The organism is Neisseria sicca 4320 (assembly GCF_000193735.1).
GTDB lineage: Bacteria > Pseudomonadota > Gammaproteobacteria > Burkholderiales > Neisseriaceae > Neisseria > Neisseria sicca_E.
Genome location: NZ_AEPF01000115.1, coordinates 1 through 18,427 on the forward strand (window position 1 = coordinate 1; position 18,427 = coordinate 18,427).

13 protein-coding genes and 1 pseudogene are annotated in these 18,427 nt (G+C 50.6%); 7 read left to right on the forward strand and 7 right to left on the reverse strand.

The window, feature by feature from the left end; genetic code table 11:
• Positions 1–108: 108 nt before the first annotated feature.
• Positions 109–744 carry a multidrug efflux system transcriptional repressor MtrR gene (mtrR, locus tag NSCA4_RS0110245; RefSeq protein ID WP_016688039.1) on the forward strand — a complete coding sequence of 212 codons (636 nt, stop codon included), beginning with the start codon at positions 109–111 and terminating at the stop codon, positions 742–744.
• Positions 745–833: 89 nt separating this feature from the next.
• Here the strand turns inward: mtrR and NSCA4_RS0110250 are convergent, their stop codons facing one another.
• From NSCA4_RS0110250 to NSCA4_RS0110270, 6 genes are all read right to left on the reverse strand, one after another.
• Complete coding sequence (locus NSCA4_RS0110250) at positions 834–2,807, reverse strand: TonB-dependent copper receptor (RefSeq protein WP_016688040.1); 1,974 nt, start codon at positions 2,805–2,807, stop codon at positions 834–836.
• A 168-nt stretch (positions 2,808–2,975) separates the two neighbouring features.
• A complete protein-coding gene (locus NSCA4_RS15600; protein ID WP_176621486.1) occupies positions 2,976–3,116 on the reverse strand; it encodes a hypothetical protein in 141 nt (46 codons plus the stop codon).
• A gap of 91 nt (positions 3,117–3,207) precedes the next feature.
• Positions 3,208–4,041, reverse strand: a complete 834-nt coding sequence (serB, locus tag NSCA4_RS0110255) for a phosphoserine phosphatase SerB (protein WP_016688041.1) — start codon at positions 4,039–4,041, stop codon at positions 3,208–3,210.
• A 531-nt stretch (positions 4,042–4,572) separates the two neighbouring features.
• Entirely contained in the window at positions 4,573–5,409 is an 837-nt protein-coding gene (locus NSCA4_RS0110260; protein ID WP_016688042.1) for a PHP domain-containing protein, read from the reverse strand.
• 290 nt (positions 5,410–5,699) lie between these two features.
• Positions 5,700–5,918 carry a hypothetical protein gene (locus NSCA4_RS0110265; RefSeq protein WP_016688043.1) on the reverse strand — a complete coding sequence of 73 codons (219 nt, stop codon included), beginning with the start codon at positions 5,916–5,918 and terminating at the stop codon, positions 5,700–5,702.
• Positions 5,896–6,129 (reverse strand): RNA-binding S4 domain-containing protein, encoded by a 234-nt coding sequence (locus NSCA4_RS0110270; RefSeq protein WP_002221492.1) that lies wholly within the window; start codon positions 6,127–6,129, stop codon positions 5,896–5,898. The genes NSCA4_RS0110265 and NSCA4_RS0110270 overlap by 23 nt, the downstream gene beginning before the upstream one ends.
• Positions 6,130–6,737: 608 nt before the next feature.
• Between NSCA4_RS0110270 and NSCA4_RS0110275 the strand changes: the two genes are divergently transcribed.
• The 4 genes and pseudogenes from NSCA4_RS0110275 to NSCA4_RS15235 form a co-directional block, all read left to right on the forward strand.
• Positions 6,738–8,939 (forward strand): TonB-dependent siderophore receptor, encoded by a 2,202-nt coding sequence (locus tag NSCA4_RS0110275; RefSeq protein WP_016688044.1) that lies wholly within the window; start codon positions 6,738–6,740, stop codon positions 8,937–8,939.
• 378 nt (positions 8,940–9,317) lie between these two features.
• Entirely contained in the window at positions 9,318–9,863 is a 546-nt protein-coding gene (locus tag NSCA4_RS13110; protein ID WP_016688046.1) for a hypothetical protein, read from the forward strand.
• Between the two features lie 101 nt (positions 9,864–9,964).
• A complete protein-coding gene (locus tag NSCA4_RS0110285; RefSeq protein ID WP_016688047.1) occupies positions 9,965–11,677 on the forward strand; it encodes an ABC transporter ATP-binding protein/permease in 1,713 nt (570 codons plus the stop codon).
• Positions 11,678–11,819: 142 nt separating this feature from the next.
• Positions 11,820–11,930 (forward strand): annotated as a pseudogene (locus tag NSCA4_RS15235) (IS5/IS1182 family transposase); the annotation flags it as partial.
• A 306-nt stretch (positions 11,931–12,236) separates the two neighbouring features.
• Here NSCA4_RS15235 and NSCA4_RS0110290 read toward each other — a convergent pair.
• The gene (locus tag NSCA4_RS0110290; RefSeq protein ID WP_016688048.1) at positions 12,237–13,013 is read right to left on the reverse strand and encodes a FadR/GntR family transcriptional regulator; all 777 of its coding nucleotides are present in this window, start codon (positions 13,011–13,013) and stop codon (positions 12,237–12,239) included.
• A gap of 395 nt (positions 13,014–13,408) precedes the next feature.
• Here NSCA4_RS0110290 and NSCA4_RS0110295 point away from each other — a divergent pair, with 395 nt between their 5' ends.
• Positions 13,409–15,052 carry a lactate permease LctP family transporter gene (locus NSCA4_RS0110295; protein WP_016688049.1) on the forward strand — a complete coding sequence of 548 codons (1,644 nt, stop codon included), beginning with the start codon at positions 13,409–13,411 and terminating at the stop codon, positions 15,050–15,052.
• A gap of 540 nt (positions 15,053–15,592) precedes the next feature.
• The gene (gene pepN / locus NSCA4_RS0110300; RefSeq protein WP_016688050.1) at positions 15,593–18,196 is read left to right on the forward strand and encodes an aminopeptidase N; all 2,604 of its coding nucleotides are present in this window, start codon (positions 15,593–15,595) and stop codon (positions 18,194–18,196) included.
• Positions 18,197–18,427 lie beyond the last annotated feature (231 nt).

Below are 18,427 nucleotides of genomic sequence, written 5' to 3' on the forward strand. Positions count from 1 at the left end.
TATTTGAGAGCCAATCTCAATTACAGGCGCCATTATACATACATGCTTGCATGGATACAAAGTATTTTTTATAATCCCCACTATTCCACTTAACTTGAAACAGGCATCATGCGGAAAACCAAAACCGAAGCCCTTAAAACCAAAGAACATCTCATGCTCGCCGCGCTGGAAACCTTCTACCAAAAAGGCATTGCGCGCACTTCCCTCAACGAAATTGCCCAAGCCGCCGGCGTGACGCGCGGCGCGTTGTATTGGCATTTCAAAAACAAAGAAGACTTGTTCGACGCCCTCTTTCAGCGTATTTGCGACGACATCGAAAACTGTATGCATCAGGACGCGACTGATAGCGATGAACAAGAGTGGCCGCTTTTCCGCCGTACCTTGATGCACTTTTTCACACGCCTGCAAACCAACGACATCCACTATAAATTCCACAGCATCCTGTTTTTAAAATGCGAACACACCGATCAGAACGCCGCAGTCATCGACATCGCGCATAAACATCAATCCATTTGGCGCGAAAAAATTACCGAAGTTCTGACCAAATCCATCGCCCAACATGCCTTATCCGAAGATTTGGATACCGACATGGCGGTCATCTTCATCAAATCGACGCTGGACGGTTTGATTTGGCGCTGGCTCGCGTCCGGTAAAAATTTCGATCTTGCCCAAACCGCACCGCGTGTGATCGACATCCTCTTAGACAATCTGAAAAACCACCCTCAACTGCGTAAGCAAAAATAACGGTCTGCATACAAGGTCTGCATACAAAAAGGTCGTCTGAAAACAAATATGTACGTTTTCAGACGACCTTTCACTTTTTCAACTCAACATCAGAATTTCGCTTGCAGTCTCAACCAAGCGGTACGGCCGGGTTCGTTGACGCGCAAGGTTTGCGTGCCTGCTGAAGGGTCGCCGCCTTTGCTGACAAATTCGGCATAAGTTTTGTTGAACACGTTGTCTATACCGGCCTGCAAGGTGGCGTATTTGCTGAATTTCCAACCGGCATTGAGCGAGAGTATGCCGAAGCCGGAAGAGGCGCCGATGTCCTGACCGACGATATTGCCTTGACCTTTGCTGTAACGGTTTTGTTTCGCCACGACGCGCCATAACGCGCCTGCACTGAATTTGCCGTTGTCAAAGGCGAGGGTGTTGTTCCACTCGAGCGGTGGGGTTTGCGCCAAAGGTTTGCTGTCGGTGCGGTTTTTGCCGTGGGTATAGGCGAGGCTGCTGCCGATTTCCCAATTAGGTGCAAACGTCCATTTGACTTCGGCTTCGCCACCGAAACGCGAGGCTTTAACGTTGCGTACACCTAAATCCGTGCCTTGGCGTTCGAGTATGATGAAATTTTTGACATCGCTGCCGAATACGGACACGGAGGCATGGAGGTTAGGACGTTTCCAGATGATGCCCGCATCGATTTGGCGGTTTTGTTCGGGATGGATGATTTTCTTTTTGGTGCGCAGACGTTCCCAGTAGTCGGGCGAGCGTTCGGCGATACCGAATCCTGCGTAGTATTTCAAGCCGTTATCCGTGTCACGTTCCCAACGTAAGAAACCGGAATTCAAGTTGAATTTCTGATGTTTCAAGGCGGGATCGGTTACGTCTGCGGAATCATAATCCGCTTTGACACGGTCGTGGCGCAAGCCTGCTACCCAACGTTGTTTATCGGTTTGTTGCCAAGCGGCTTCGGTGAAAACGCCCCATTGTTTGAAACTTTGGTTGGGCATAAAAGGCTTGTGGCTGTAACCGTCGCCGCCGCGTTCCATACGGGCGACGTGTACGTCGTCCATATAATCTACGCCGGTTTGCAGGTTGAGATTATCCCAATCGAAGGTGGCTTTCAGACGACCTGTGTCGGTATTGCGTTTGGGGTTGTTGGCGTTTTTAATCTGTTTGCCTGCGGGATTGCGGATGGTGCGCAGGCTGTATGTGTCCATGACGTGGTCGATTTCGCTTTCACCGTAGCGCAATTCGAGTTCGCTGAACCAAGGGGTGAGGTTGCGTTGGGTAAAGCGGACGTTCCATGCGTCGCGGTCGAATTTGCTGCCGTCCATCATGCGGTCGGCGTAAGCGACCTTGGCTCTGCTGCGTTCGTATGTGCCTGCGATGGTGGTGTTTTCGGTCGGGGTGATGCCCAGTTGCAGCATTTGGCTGTCGCGTTTGAAATGGGAGTGGACGCGTTTGCCTGAGCCGTCTTTGTAGTCGTCGGCTTCGTTATGGGAAATATTGCTGCGGACGTAGGCGTATTTGCCGCCGAACTCGGCTTCAAGCGAGCCGTCGCGGCGGTCGTTGCTGCCCGCAGTCAGGGAGGCGTTGATGTTGTAGGGTTTTTCGCTGAAATCAGGGTCTTTGCGGATAAATTGCACCGAACCGCTGACCAAGCCCATGCCTTGTGTTACGGTTTGAGGACCTTTGGTAACGACGACCTTGTCAAAAGAGTTTGGATGAATGTAGGCAGTCGGCGGATCCATACGCATAGCGCAACCGCCGTAAATAAACTGGTCGTCAGCGTTAATCGACAGGCGCGAGCCGCCCAAACCGCGGAACAATGGATCGCCCGAGCTACCGCCTTTGCGGATGATGCTCATGTTGGGGACAGACTGTAAAAGGTCTGCCCCGTCTCCGGCAGGGAGGGGTTGCAAAGCAGCTTTGGGGTTGAAAGTAACGCTATTGGCTTTTTGTTGTTGTGTGCCGATGACGGTGACAGGAGAAAGGGTAACAGTCTCTTCTGGAACAGGGTTTGTATCTGCCCAAGCTTGGGATACGGCTACGGCAAGCGGCAGAAGGAGTAACTGATGTTTCATCCTTAGGGCTCCTTTTATTGGTTTAGTTCATTAGTTTTAGTTAATTACTACTTTGGTAGTATAAAGAATGTCAGATAGTTTTTGAATAAGAAAACGATTTTGTTTAATTTAAGTCAATATTTTTGAGTCATAATTAAATTATTTGAATAATAGTAATAACTGTATTGATTAATTGCCTGCTTTTTCATCTAGCAGGAAGAAGGAATAGGGTTGCTGCGGGGATAAAGAGGGCTGTGTCCAAGATTGGCGTGCAAACCTGTTTTGGCGTGCTGCGAAGGCGTGTCCTTTGGTATTCCGGTTTGCAGTCATTACGATATTCCGGACAGCAAAAAGGTCGTCTGAAAAATTTTCAGACGACCTTTGCTTTACAGGGAAACTCCTGACAAACGATACAGACGGTTTATTTAAACCAACCCCTGACGCGCTCTAGTCCGCCGAAATTGATGCAGGCATCGGCGACCGCCTGCGCTTTCGGTTTGGCGCGGTAAGCCACGCCTATGCCGGCTTCTTTGAGCATCGGAATATCGTTCGCACCGTCGCCCATCGCCAACACCTGATGCGGCTGTAATCCGAGGCGGTTTCGGTATTCGCGCAATAAATCCGCTTTTGCCTGCGCGTCGATGATTCTGCCTTTCAGACGACCTGTCAGCTTGCCGTTTTCAATTTCCAAAACATTGGCGTGTTGGTATTCGAAGCCGAGGCGTTGTTGCAGCCTTTCGGTGAAAAACGTGAACCCGCCCGACACCAGCATGAATTTCACGCCATGCGCCTTGCATTCGTCCAACAAAAATTCCGCGCCGGGCGAGAGCCGCAAAACGTTTTCATAAACTTCCGCCAAAACCCGTTCGTCCAATCCCGCCAACAGAGCGACGCGGCTGCGCAAAGACTGCTCGAAATCCAATTCGCCGCGCATCGAGCGTTCGGTAATTTCCGCCACGCGTTCTTTCAAGCCGACACCCGCCGCAATTTCATCGACGCATTCAATGGTAATCAGCGTCGAATCCATATCGCTGACAATCAGCCCGAGTTCGCCGAACGCCATATCGGGCAACACGGCGTGGTCGATTTGACGGCTGCTCAGTAACGCCGCGTCTGCCCCGCTTAAAGAAAACCCTTCTTCAACGATGAAACGCATACGCTTTTCATCGGCGTAATCAGGCTCGGGCAGTCGGGAGAGGAGGGCGGAAGGCAGGGCTTCGACGGAGGGGAATTGGAGGACGAGGGCGTGCGGCATGGCGGTGGCTCAAAAAATGCGGATTGCGGATTATAGCAAAGCCTGAAGATTTCATATCGGGAAGGTCGTCTAAAAACGGGCTTCCTGATGAAAACCGTATGCGTGCGGCGATGCGACGAAGCGGTTTTCAGACAATCTTTGAGGGAAGTATAGTGGATTAACTTTAAATCAGGACAAGGCGACGAAGCCGCAGACAGTACAGATAGTACGGAACCGATTCACTTGGTGCTTCAGCACCTTAGAGAATCGTTCTCTTTGAGCTAAGGTGAGGCAACGCCGTACTGGTTTAAAGTTAATCCACTATAATTCCTTTGAATCAAATAGGACGCCTATTCGCCGTCATGGCTGCTTTTGTGTGTATGGGCATGACGGCAGCGGTACGGTTTGGTTTACCTGCTAAGATGGTGCGCAGACAGGTTGCTTGAAATTTTCGGTAAATTTGCGGATAAAACCTACATGACGGAATTCGGTAAGGCATGGCGTGTGGCGTCGGCAAGTTTGTCCCAATATCCAAACTTTGCCTTAAACGTCTCAAACTCTTTTGAAATGTTCCCAAACCGGTTTGCAGTTTTCCGGCAGTTCGGGACACGCGCCGAGGATGCCGCCACTGAAGTCGTTTAAGCGGTGGAAGTCGCTGCCCGCGCTGGCGAGCATACCGAAGCGTTCTGCCAGAAGCGCGTAGTTGAGGCGGTCGTTTTTGCAGCAGTTGCCGCTGTGGACTTCGATGCCTGCGCCGCCGAGGTTTTTAAATTCTTCAAACAGATTGCGTTTGGCGGTGGCGGACAAATCGTAGCGCATGGGGTGGGCGATGACCGCCATGCCGCCCGCGCCGTTGACGGCGGAGACGCAGTCTGCCAGCGTCGCCCATTCGTGGCGGACGGCGCAGGATTTGCCGTCGCCCAAGTATTTGGTGAACGCCTGCTGCTTGTTTTTGACGTGTCCCGCTTGGATGAGGAACTCGGCGATGTGGGTGCGGCTGACCATTTCTTTGTTCGCCGCCAGCGCGAGCGCGCCGTCGTATGCGCCGCCGATGCCTTTTTTTTCGAGCTTGGCTGCAATGGCTTCGAGGCGTTTCAGACGACCTTGCCGTACTTGTGCCAACAGGTTTTGTAGATTTTCATTTTGTTCGTCGAAATCCAAACCGACAACGTGTATGGTGCGCCCGCGCCAAGTTACGGAGATTTCCACGCCGTTGACGAAACGCAGCCTGAGCTTGTCGGCTTCGGCGCGCGCTTCGGCGATGCCGCCGGTGTGGTCGTGGTCGGTCAGCGCCAGCAGCGTGCAGCCGTTTTGATGCGCGAGGCGCACGACTTCGGCGGGGGAGAGCATACCGTCGGAAACGGTGGAATGGCAGTGCAGGTCTATCATGGGGCGTTATGTGAGTGGTGAACAGTGGGCGGGTGCAATATTGTCGGGCGGTGTGGCGACGGGGCAATTTTAAAAACGGGTGTATGGTAAATTCAGAGAAAAAGTACCTATGCCGTCATTCCCGTGCAGGCGGGAATCCAGACTTTGATTTGTCAGAAATGTTTAAGGTTAACCGCTATTTCAAACTTTTGGATTCCCGCCTGCGCGGGAATGACGATATGAACGTTTTCAATTTTAATCTACTATAAGAGGTCGTCTGAAAACGCGGTTCCCATCCAGCCGAACCGTTTTCAGACGACCTTTCCGTTGTCTTCGTCATCCGACCAACCCGCTTCTTTCAATTTCCGCTGTTGCGCGTCGTAGCGGGCTTTATCCGTCCAATAAATCGTCTGGATGCAGGCATCGCCGCAGTCGCTGCCGCAACATTCCCACGATTCGGGGCGGACGGGTTCGTCTAGAAGCGGCTCGCCCAAGAGGGCTTCGGCTTTATTCTTCAGGGTCGTATCCATCGGCGATTTCCAAGCGCGCGCCGTCAAACTCGATGACTTCGCCGCCGCGTATTTTTGCGGTTTTACGGGTTTCGGTTTCGCCGTTGCGCAACACCAGCCCTTCGGCGATAAACGCTTTCGCCTGTCCGCCGCTTTCGGCAAGTCCGGCGAGTTTTAACAGGTCGCACAGGGCGATGTATTCGTTGTCTTCGAGATAGACGGTGGCTTCCATGAGGTTTCCTGTGATGGGTAAGGTTTGAATGTGTGAAATTGTAGCATAGGTCGTCTGAAAGCCGTTTCAGACGACCTTTAGATTTTGAAACTATTAGATAAATGATTCAAAAAAGATAATCATGCAGAACAGGCGTTGACCGATTTTCAGACGACCTGCCTAGCCACATGGCAATCCGCTTTTTCACTATTCACAAGAAAATGAAGATAAAACTGACTCATACGCAGATACCTTCTCTTCCACAGAACGGCAGAGGAGGTATTTCATTGCCGGACAGAATTTTGACTTATGGCAAGAGTATGTGAAAAAACGTGAGGTCGTCTGAAAAAAACGATTGCCAATTTTTACAGATAGAGTATAGTTCTTAATGACTATTTTTAGCTAGTTCCTTATATTTATCTTTACAACCTTGGATAAGTAGTTGCCATTGGGTACTCCGCCCGGCGGCAACATTTTTTTATCTGAAAGGGTTTGATGAATTTTGTTCGTTTTTTCTGACAAAGGTCGTCTGAAAAACCTAATACTCTGAATATTCATAATTTTTATGGCTATAAATATCAAATAAAAATAAACATTTTACGACAACAGCTTTATCCGGGATCAATCAAATGAATCATTCAAATAAAGAGACACTTTTCAAACTCAGTACCTTGGCACTCTGCCTTGCCGCGCTGCCGCAAGCCGTTCAAGCTGCGGAAGAAGTGCAACAGGTGGAATTAAAGCAGGTCAATGTGGTCGGCAAAAACCGCAGCCTGCGTACCGAAAATCGAAATGACTATACGACTTCGGCTATGAGTTCTACCACAGGACTGGCATTGACTCCGCGTGAGACGCCGCAATCGGTCAGCGTTATTACAAAAAACCAAATTAATGATCAAGGTATTACTACGCTTGCAGATGCGTTGAAAACAACGACTGGCGTAAATGTCGTTCGCCAAGGGAACCGCACCCATTTCCAAAGCCGCGGATTCTATATTGAAAAATTGGAAGAAGACGGCATGGCAACCACTATTGGCGCGCCGGGTATATTTGGCAGCCCTGCCAGAGACGGGCACAACATCACCGACCTTGCCATGTATGACCACATTGAAGTTGTACGCGGTGCGGCCGGGCTGACCCAATCCAACAGCGCGCCCGGCGGCACCATTAATGCCGTACGCAAAAAACCGACGGCTAAAAAACAAATCAGTATGAATGGTTTAGCCGACCGTTTCGGCAAACGGCATATCGAATTGGATGCCTCTGGCACTTTAAGCTCAGAAAACCAACTCCGCGGGCGTATTGTCGGCAGTTTTGATCATGACAAAACATTTCAGGATAAAGTGAAAGGGCAAAACAGCCTTCTTTATGGCGTTTTGGAAAAAGACATCGGAGAAAACAGCAAGGTTTCTGTCGGCGCGTACCGTATCGCCCAGCGCAACACCCCCGATCTCAACGGCTTACCTTTATGGGAAGACAAAAGCAGTCTGCCGCGCCACAGCTATTTCGGTGCGGATTGGAATCATGGGCGATTCATCAAAAACGGTGTTTTTGCAGAATTTGACCACTACTTCAACGACAACTGGAAATGGAACAGCAAAATCGATTGGCGAAACAGCCACTCCGACCAAAGGTATGCTTTCTTAATGGCAGACAAAAGCGGATTGAAAGCCAATCAATCCATCGGTATTGAGGACCAACAGGCTTCCCGCTATCAGCACGACAGCAAACATCTGCATATTCAAAACAACCTGCGCGGCAAGTTTGAAGCCTTGGGTCAAACCCACGACATCTTCCTGACTCATAATTATTCGAAAGAGCGCAATAACCTGCACCATACCCGTATGCAGGCAACCGGCGGCTACGATCCATTTTCTGCCGTTATCCCCCAGCCGGACTGGGCTGCCGAACTATACAGCATTATGGACAGCAATAACCATTTCTATACGCACGCCCTTGCAGCAGGTACCCGCATCAATCCTACGGAAAAACTGCATCTGTTGGTAGGCGGACGCTATACCCATTGGAAACGCGACTTCGATTACAACTGGTCCCGTTATGCAGGCGCTCCGGACAATGATGCAAAAACCTATTCGGTCAAAAACAGCAAATTCATTCCATACATCGGCATCACTTACGATTTCATGCCGGGGCAAAGCCTCTATGCAAGCTATACATCCATCTACAAACCGACTCTGAAAACAAATGCAGACAACAGCTATCTCGCGCCCGAAGTCGGTAAAAACTACGAATTGGGTTGGAAAGGCGAATGGATGCAGAGCAAACTCAATACGGCCGTTTCCCTGTTCCAAACAGATAACACCAACGTCGGCGTGCGTGTCAACGTTCCGGCCAGCGGCAACAGGAAACAAACTTTCTACTACGTTCCCGCAAAAGAACGCAGCCGCGGTGTAGATGCGGAAATTTCCGGAGCAATCGGCGCAAATTGGAAACTGTTTGCCGGCTATACCTACAATATCCGCAAAACAGAAAACCATCCCAATACCGAAGGCGATTTTGCCAACTGGACCCCAAAACACATTTTCCGCGCTTACAGCAGCTATACGCCGCCGTTTGCAAACGGTAAGTTAAGTATCGGTATAGGCTTGTCCAGTCAAAGCAAAACCGGCAGCAAGCTGCCCCAAGGCGGCTATACCGTTTGGAATGCCGGTTTACAATACCGTCCGACCGACAATTTGCAACTGGGGCTGGCAGTCAACAACCTGACTGACAAACGCTACTATGAAAACAACAGCAACCGTACAAAAAACTACGGCAACTTCTACGGCGAACCGCGCAATGCTGTGTTCAGCCTGAAGTGGAAGATGTAATAATATAGTATAGTAGTACCGTCATTCTCGGCTTGCATGGGAATGACGGTATATAAGTTTTTATTCATATTGTTTTTTAAATTCATAAGATTTTTTGTGCACTATTATGGAAGTGTTAAAAGATTTTTTTTCAAATTTTTTGAAAGCACAGGAAGAAAAAATAAAGCTTCCTACATTTGTTACGTTTTTAATTGCTTTCTTAGTGTTTAAAATCTGGATTTATTGGAAACCAATTAGTATTTTTCTTCTTTCTAAGCAAGATATAGAAACCAGAATTATTAAGATAGATAATCAAATTAATTTGATTGAAAAAAATTTCATTATTTCTTCCTGGTGGCAAAGTATTCTATTTTCTATCTTTATAACTACTATATATATATGATTTTATTTCCATATATACAACTAAAAGTTAATTATATAATTTCTTCATTTAAGAAAAAGAATTTTAATATTCAAGCGGAGTTTGAATCTGAATGTAGGAAAATAAAACTAAAAAGAGAAATAGAAGAACGAGAATATAGAAATTTACAGAATCAAAATACTACTGATAGAAGCTTTGCCGATCAATTACGCGATAGGGATGATGAGTTGCGTAATTTATTAGAAGAGATGAGTAGGCTTTCAAAAAACTATAATAATAGAATAGAGGAAATGAACAAATTACATAGTGATGAAATAGGAAGTATTCATTCGGATTATCAGAAAAAAATTGAAAATTTGAATAAGGAAATAGCTGAACTACAAGAGAGGATTGAATATATTTCGTATCAAGCCCAACAAGTAGAAAATGATATGCGAAAAGAAAGGGAAAAAGAATTTCATTTACAGCGGGAACAAGAAAACTTGGAATATAACAGGCTATTTGAGGAAAATAAAAAACTTCGCTGGGAATTGGAACAGCTTAGATCTAAGGATTCTTCATAATTCAATGGATTTTGGGTTGTCCATTATGTGTCTAACCAAAATCTTATCTTTCACACATAGATTTTCAGACGACCTCCCGTTATTCGTACCAACACACCCCCATGAACATCCTCAAAAAATTCTCCCGACTCGCCCGTCCTTTCTGGACGGGGGCGCACGGGCGCATCCAATGGCTGATGCTCGCCGTCCTCATCGGCTTCACCCTTTGTTCCATCACCATCAGCGTTTGGATTGCCGCATGGGACAAACGTTTCTACGACGCGCTCGCCGCGTTTGACGGCGCGTCCATGCCCGCGCTCATCGTCGAATACCTCGGCTACATGGCGATGATTATCGGCTGCATCGTCTGCGGCGACTGGCTGCAAAAACGCCTCATCTTCCGCTGGCGCACCCACCTGACCGAACAATTCCAGCAAAACTGGCTCGAAGGCCACAAACACTACCGCCTGCGCCTGACCGGCGAACCCGACAACCCCGACCAGCGCATCGCCGAAGACATCTACCTCCTCGCCGACCAAAGCATCGGACTGTTCCGCTCCTTCATCAATAATATTGCCAAATTCAGCGCGTTCGTCGCCGTATTGTGGACGCTCTCCGGCGTGCAGACCTTCAACATCGGCGGGCGCGACATCACCATACACGGCTACCTCGTCTGGGTTGCACTGATTTATTCCATCTTCAGCACCATCATCGCCCATCTTGTCGGCCGCAAACTGAAAAACCTCAACATCGACCGCCAGCACCGCGAAGCCGACTACCGCGCCGCCCTCCTGCGCGTGCGCGACCACGCCGAACAAATCGCCTTTTACAACGGCGGCGAAGCCGAAACAGGTCGTCTGAAACAACGCTACCTCCGCATCCGCGACAACTGGCGGCGGCTCACCAACTGCGAATTCCGCCAAGAAACCTTCTGGGCGACCTACGTGCGCATCAGCATCTTCATCCCCATCCTCGCCACCCTGCCCATGTACCTCGCCAAAACCATGACCTTCGGCGACATGATGCAGACCCGCACATCGTTTGCCCGCGTCCAAGACAGCTTCGGCTGGTTTACCGACTCCTACCGCCGCCTCATCGAATGGGCGGCAGTCGTCGAACGCCTCTCCGGTTTTCAGACGGCATTGGAACAAGTGGAACATGAAGATAGAAGCGCCGCCCGTCCAGCACCCGCCCTGACTTTAAACAACCACCGCCAAAGCGGCATCCTCGCTCTGCAAAACCTCACCGTCCACACCCAAACCGGCAGCCCCCTGCTCACCGACATCAACCTCGAAGCCCACGCCCCCGAATGGGTATTGCTCGAAGGCAGAAGCGGCATCGGCAAATCCACCCTGTTACGCGCCCTCGCAGGCTTGTGGCCGTATTACCAAGGCAGCTTCGCCCTCGACGGCAGCCTCCTCTTCCTGCCCCAACGCCCCTACCTCCCCGCCGACACCCTGCGCCACACCGTCAGCTATCCCCACTCCGCCTGCCAAGACGACCGACTTATTCAGACGACCTTGGAACAAGTCGGACTAGACCGCCTGAAAAATAATTTAGACAAACCATACGAATGGCACGGCATCCTCTCCGGCGGCGAACAGCAACGCCTCAGCCTCGCCCGCGCGCTGCTGCACAAACCGCAAATCCTGTTCCTCGACGAAGCCACCAACCAGCTCGACGGCGAATCCGCATTGATGCTGATGCAAGTTCTCAAGCAAAACCTTCCCGACACCCTCGTCATCGGCATCAGCCATCAACCCGAAATCCAAGCCTTGTTCGGACGTAAAGTTAATTTAAGACCGTTCAACGAGCTTGCAAACCGTTCAGATTAGTAATATAGTTCTTTCTGACTAGTTTCATAGTTCTTTAGGGTTACTTTTTTAAAACTCCTTGGATAGCCTCCGCCAGCTCCCGGCAGGAGGCGTTTTTTTGCCTGTCTGTGCTTAGAACAAATTAAATTTCAGGGCGTTGGATAGGTATAGTGGATTAAATTTAAATCAGGACAAGGCAACGAAGCCGCAGACAGTACAGATAGTACGGCAAGGCGAGGCAACGCCGTACTGGTTTAAAGTTAATCCACTATATAAATATTGGTATTTGAATAGGTTTAATTTTCAGACAAATCTTGTTGTATGGGCTTAATGTGTAAAACAAGAAATAGAAAAAGGTCGTCTGAAAACCTTGCATTCAGGTTTTCAGATGACCTTTGTGTGCATGAATTTATATCAGCAAGAAGGATTAGCCGCCGAAGTATAGTGGATTAAATTTAAATCAGGACAAGGCGACGAAGCCGCAGACAGTACAAAAATAGTACGGCAAGGCGAGGCAACGCCGTACTGGTTTAAATTTAATCCACTATATTCATGCTCCAATCCGAGAAGTGTTGAGTGTTTACCAGTCCTGCGCCCGCTTCAAGTCGTTCTGCGCCAGCGTGTCGGCGTGTTCGTTGCGGCTTTTGTATTCCCTGTTTTGCAAGATGCTGTTGGCGACGTAGTTTAAGTGTATTTTGGCGGCTTCGGCGGCATCGGCAGGGCGGCGTTCGAGTATGGCTTCGTAGATGGTGCGGTGTTGCGCAATCAGCTTGGGGCGCGGGTCTTCGGTTTGGTTGGAATAGATGATGCTGCTGCGCGTCTGGCGGTAGAGCATTTTGAGCAGGCCGCCAGAGAGGTGGCTGAAGAGGATGTTGTGTGCGGCATCGGCGATGGTTTGGTGAAAGCTCACGTCGGCTTCGCTTTGATGTTCCAGATGGCCGCTTTCGCAGGCGGATTCGAATTTTTGCCGCCAAAAATCAATCCGTTTCAAATCGGCATCGGTGCGCCGCTCGGCAGCCAGCGATGCCATGCAGCCTTCGATGTGGCAGCTGAAATCGAAGACGTCGGTTTCCCAGTTGGTATGTTTGCCGAGCAATTCCTGCCAGCTTTGGAGGAAATCCTGCTGCGGTTTGACGGAAACGTAATAGCCGTCGCCCTGACGCGCTTCCAAAACCTGCCGCGCAATCAGGATGTTCAGCGCAACCCTGACCGAGGGGCGCGATACGCCGAATTCTTCCGCGAGCGTGCGTTCGGGCGGGATTTTGCCGCCTTCTTCGTAAACGCCCGTCGCAATCCTCTCTTCTAATATCGACAATATTTGGTCGCTGATTTTTTGTGGCCGAACCAGTTTTGTCATTTTAATTCCCTCTTTTCCCTCATGTTTTCTTTATGAGGAAGACTCAAATCCGATAATGTGATGCGGCAGGTCGTCTGAAATGGCAATCTGCGTCAAAATTGGCATGACCAAATTGGTATGCCCAATGTCGCGGTATTCTAATTAACCGGCCATATCCCGTCAATATGGCTTGTTCTACCCGAATATGGTTTAAAACTATATCGGGTTACATTTTTACAATTCATATAATGTTTTGTTTTATTTAAAATTAAATAACAATTTTGCACTTATGTAGCAAGGTTGTTTAAAAAAATAATTGACTGACATATTAAAGTTTCGTAAAGTGTCCTCCGTTCAAAAAATTGGTTTTACCAATTTAGGAAAGTATATTAGAAAAATATTTGGAGATTTTCCCTATGGATACTTGGATTCAAAACTATACCGCAGTGGGCGGCAGCCTATATTTGACGGCAGCCGTCGCCCTCCTGCCCATTATCTTTTTCTTTGTCGCACTGACCGTCCTGAAGCTTAAAGGCTATCAGGCGGGGCTTTATACGCTTCTGATTGCGCTTGGCGTTGCCGTATTAGGTTTCGGAATGCCTGCTGGCATGGCGGTTTCTTCCGCGCTGTACGGCTTCGCTTACGGTTTGTGGCCGATTGCATGGATTATCGTTACTGCCGTGTTCCTGTATAAAATTACCGTGAAAACAGGGCAGTTCGACATCATCCGCGCTTCCGTGATTTCGATTACCGAAGACCAACGCCTGCAAATGTTGCTGGTCGGCTTCTCCTTCGGCGCATTCCTCGAAGGCGCGGCAGGCTTTGGCGCGCCGGTGGCGATTACCGCCTCGTTGTTGGTGGGCTTGGGCTTTAATCCGCTTTACGCCGCCGGTTTGTGTTTAATTGCCAATACCGCGCCTGTGGCTTTCGGCGCGATGGGTATTCCAATCCTGGTTGCCGGTCAAGTGTCTAACCTCGACCCTTACCACATCGGTCAGGTCGCTGGCCGCCAACTGCCGATCCTGTCGATTATCGTTCCTTTCTGGTTGGTCGCCATGATGGACGGTATGCGCGGCATACGCCAAACTTGGCCTGCCGTATTGGTAGCGGGCGTATCTTTCGCCGTGACCCAATTCATTACCGCCAACTTCATCGGCCCCGAGTTGCCTGACGTTACCTCCGCACTGGTCAGCTTGGTCTGTCTGTCTGCCTTCCTGAAAAAATGGCAGCCTAAAGAAATCTTCACCTTCAACGGCATGAAAAAACCGTCCGAGCGCAAAGCGGGCGAATACACTGCCGGACAAATCATCAAAGCCTGGTCTCCTTTCGCCATCCTGACCGTTTTCGTCAGCGTGTGGACGATTAAGGGCGTTAAAGAGGCTTTGGGCGTTGCCACCATCAAATTCGACTGGCCGATGCTGCACAACTTGGTACAAAAAGCCGCGCCCATCGTCAGCGAACCGACACCATACGCTGCCGTGTTCAAAATCGACCTCCTCGGCGCAGTCGGCACGGCAATTCTGTTTGCTTCCATCGTTTCCGCCGCTTTGCTGAAAATGAAACCTTCCGAAGCTGTCGGCACCTTCTTTGAAACGCTCAAAGAACTGCGCCTGTCCATCCTGTCCATCGGCTTGGTACTCGGCTTCGCATTCGTGGCAAACTATTCAGGTCTGTCGTCCACATTGGCACTCGTCCTCGCCGCCACTGGCACCGTATTCCCGTTCTTCTCGCCTTTCCTCGGCTGGCTGGGCGTATTCCTGACTGGTTCGGACACTTCCGCCAACGCGCTCTTCGGCTCGCTGCAAGCCAGCACCGCGCATCAAATCGGCGTCGTGCCTGAGTTGACCGTTGCTGCCAACACCACCGGGGGCGTGACCGGCAAAATGATTTCGCCGCAATCCATCGCCATCGCCTGCGCGGCGGTCGGTCTGGAAGGCAAAGAATCCAACCTGTTCCGCTTCACCGTGAAACACAGCTTGATTTTCTGTACCTTCGTCGGTCTGATGACCCTGCTGCAAGCCTACGTCTTGCCGTGGACGCTGATTTTCTTCAATAAATAAGCCTATCGGCTTGAAATATAGTGGATTAAATTTAAATCAGGACAAGGCGACGAAGCCGCAGACAGTACAGATAGTACGGCAAGGCGAGGCAACGCCGTACTGGTTTAAAGTTTATCCACTATAGAAAGGTCGTCTGAAAACCAATTTAGGTTTCAGACGACCTTTTTGTTGCGGGTTGCAAATACCAAGATGTGGAAGGTTTCATTTGAGTCTGCGATATAGCTAAATGACTTTATTTTTGATACGCAACTTACCGGGAATGACGGCATTTGATGACATAACATATTTAAAGTTAAGCATGTTTGCAATAGTCTTTGGTTTCAGACGACCTTTGCCGGAAATATGGTGGATTAAAATGGCAACGATACTGCCTTGCCAACGCCCTTATGTACTATCCGTACACTGCATCCGTTGCCGCCTTGTCTCATTCTTATAATTTAATCCACTATACGATAAAAATTCGACAGAAGGCTTGAATTAAGGTCGTCTGAAACGTTATGCTTGCCGTCTGTATCCCAATTTTTACCCGAAAGCAAAACCATGAGCAAAACCGTCCGTTATCTGAAAGATTACCAAACGCCTGCCTACCGCATTCTCGAAACCGACCTGCATTTCGACATTGCCGAACCGCAAACCGTCGTGAAATCCCGTTTGACGGTCGATCCGCAGAGGGTGGGGGAGCCGCTGGTGTTGGACGGTTCGGCGAAACTCTTGTCCGTCAAAATCAACGGGGCGGCGGCGGATTATGTGTTGGAAGGCGAGACGCTGACGATTGCGGACATGCCGTCCGAACGCTTCGCCGTCGAAGTGGAAACCGAAATCCTGCCGGCGGAAAACAAATCGCTGATGGGGCTGTATGCTTCCGGCGGCAATCTGTTTACCCAGTGCGAGCCGGAGGGCTTCCGCAAAATCACGTTCTACATCGACCGTCCGGATGTGATGTCCAAGTTCACGACCACCATCGTTGCGGACAAAAAACGCTATCCCGTTTTGCTCTCCAACGGCAACAAAATCGACGGCGGCGAGTTTTCAAACGGCCGACATTGGGTGAAATGGGAAGACCCGTTTGCCAAACCGAGCTATCTGTTTGCTTTGGTTGCGGGCGATTTGGCGGTAACGGAAGACCGTTTCACCACCATGAGCGGCAGAAACGTCAAAATCGAGTTTTACACCACCGAAGCGGACAAGCCCAAGGTCGGCTTTGCCGTGGAATCGTTGAAAAACGCGATGAAGTGGGACGAAACGCGCTTCGGTTTGGAATACGACTTGGATATTTTCATGGTCGTCGCCGTGGGCGATTTCAATATGGGCGCGATGGAAAACAAGGGTTTGAACATTTTTAACACCAAGTTTGTCCTTGCCGACAGCCGCACCGCCACCGATACCGATTTCGAAGGCATCGAATCTGTGGTCGGACACGAGTATTTCCACAACTGGACGGGCAACCGCGTGACCTGCCGCGATTGGTTCCAGCTTTCGCTGAAGGAAGGGCTGACCGTGTTCCGCGACCAAGAATTTTCCGGCGACCGCGCCAGCCGCGCCGTGCGCCGCATCGAAAACATCCGCCTGCTGCGCCAGCACCAGTTCCCCGAAGACGCAGGCCCGACCGCGCATCCGGTGCGCCCCGCCAGCTATGAGGAGATGAACAATTTCTACACCATGACCGTTTATGAAAAAGGCGCGGAAGTGGTGCGGATGTATCACACCCTGCTCGGTGAAGAGGGCTTCCAGAAAGGCATGAAGCTCTATTTCCAACGCCACGACGGGCAAGCCGTTACCTGCGACGATTTCCGCGCGGCGATGGCGGACGCGAACGGTATCAATCTCGACCAGTTCGCCTTGTGGTACAGCCAGGCGGGCACGCCCGTTTTGGAAGCGGAAGGTCGTCTGAAAAACAATATTTTCGAGTTAACCATTAAACAAACCGTGCCGCCCACGCCTGATATGGCGGACAAGCGGCCGATGATGATTCCGGTCAAAATCGGGCTGCTGAACCGCAACGGCGAAGCGGTGGCATTCGATTATCAGGGCAAACGCGCGACCGAAGCCGTGTTGCTGCTGACCGAAGCCGAGCAGACCTTCCAGTTTGAAGGCGTAACCGAAGCCGTCGTTCCCTCGCTGCTGCGCGGCTTCAGCGCGCCGGTGCATCTGAACTATCCGTATAGCGACGACGACCTGCTGCTCCTGCTCGCCCACGACAGCGACGCCTTCACGCGCTGGGAGGCCGCACAAACGCTCTACCGCCGCGCCGTCGCCGCCAACCTCGCCGCGCTTTCAGACGGCGTTGAGTTGCCGAAACACGAAAAACTGCTTGCCGCCGTCGAAAAAGTCATTTCAGACGACCTCTTGGACAACGCCTTCAAAGCCCTGCTTTTGGGCGTGCCGTCTGAAGCCGAACTGTGGGACGGCGCGGAAAACATCGACCCGCTGCGTTACCATCAGGCGCGCGAAGCCTTGTTGGATACGCTTGCCGTCCGCTTCCTGCCGAAATGGCACGAATTGAACCGTCAGGCGGCGAAGCAGGAACACCAAAGCTACGAATACAGTCCCGAAACCGCCGGCTGGCGCACGCTGCGCAACGTCTGCCGCGCCTTCGTCCTGCGCGCCGATCCCGCGCACATCGAAACCGTTGCCGAGAAATACGGCGAAATGGCGCAAAACATGACCCACGAATGGGGCATCCTGTCCGCCGTCAACGGCAACGAAAGCGATACGCGCAACCGCCTGCTGGCGCAGTTTGCCGACAAGTTTTCAGACGACGCGCTGGTGATGGACAAATATTTCGCCCTCGTCGGCTCAAGCCGCCGCAGCGACACCCTGCAACAGGTTCAAACCGCCTTGCAGCATCCGAAATTCAGCCTCGAAAACCCCAACAAAGCCCGATCGCTCATCGGCAGCTTCAGCCGCAACGTCCCGCATTTCCACGCAGAAGACGGTAGCGGCTACCGCTTCATTGCCGACAAAGTCATCGAAATCGACCGCTTCAACCCGCAGGTCGCCGCCCGCTTAGTGCAGGCGTTCAACCTCTGCGACAAGCTCGAGCCGCACCGCAAAAACTTGGTGAAACAAGAATTGCAGCGCATTCGGGCGCAGGAAGGATTGTCGAAAGACGTAGGCGAAATCGTCGGCAAGATTTTGGATTGAGGCATCATCGAAATAGACGGATTGCGCATTCTTTTGAACACACATACCTAATCGTTAAGCCCGTAAAAAGAGGCGCATGATTGCGCCTTTCTCAACCGAAGGAGCTAGTGTTTGGGTATGTTGATTGCCATTTCTGCCATTTTGATGTAGATGAAAAATCAGGATTGAGAAGCCGGAGTAACCGTTGCTAAACTAGAAATCTCAGCAAAAATAAAAGGTCGTCTGCAAACT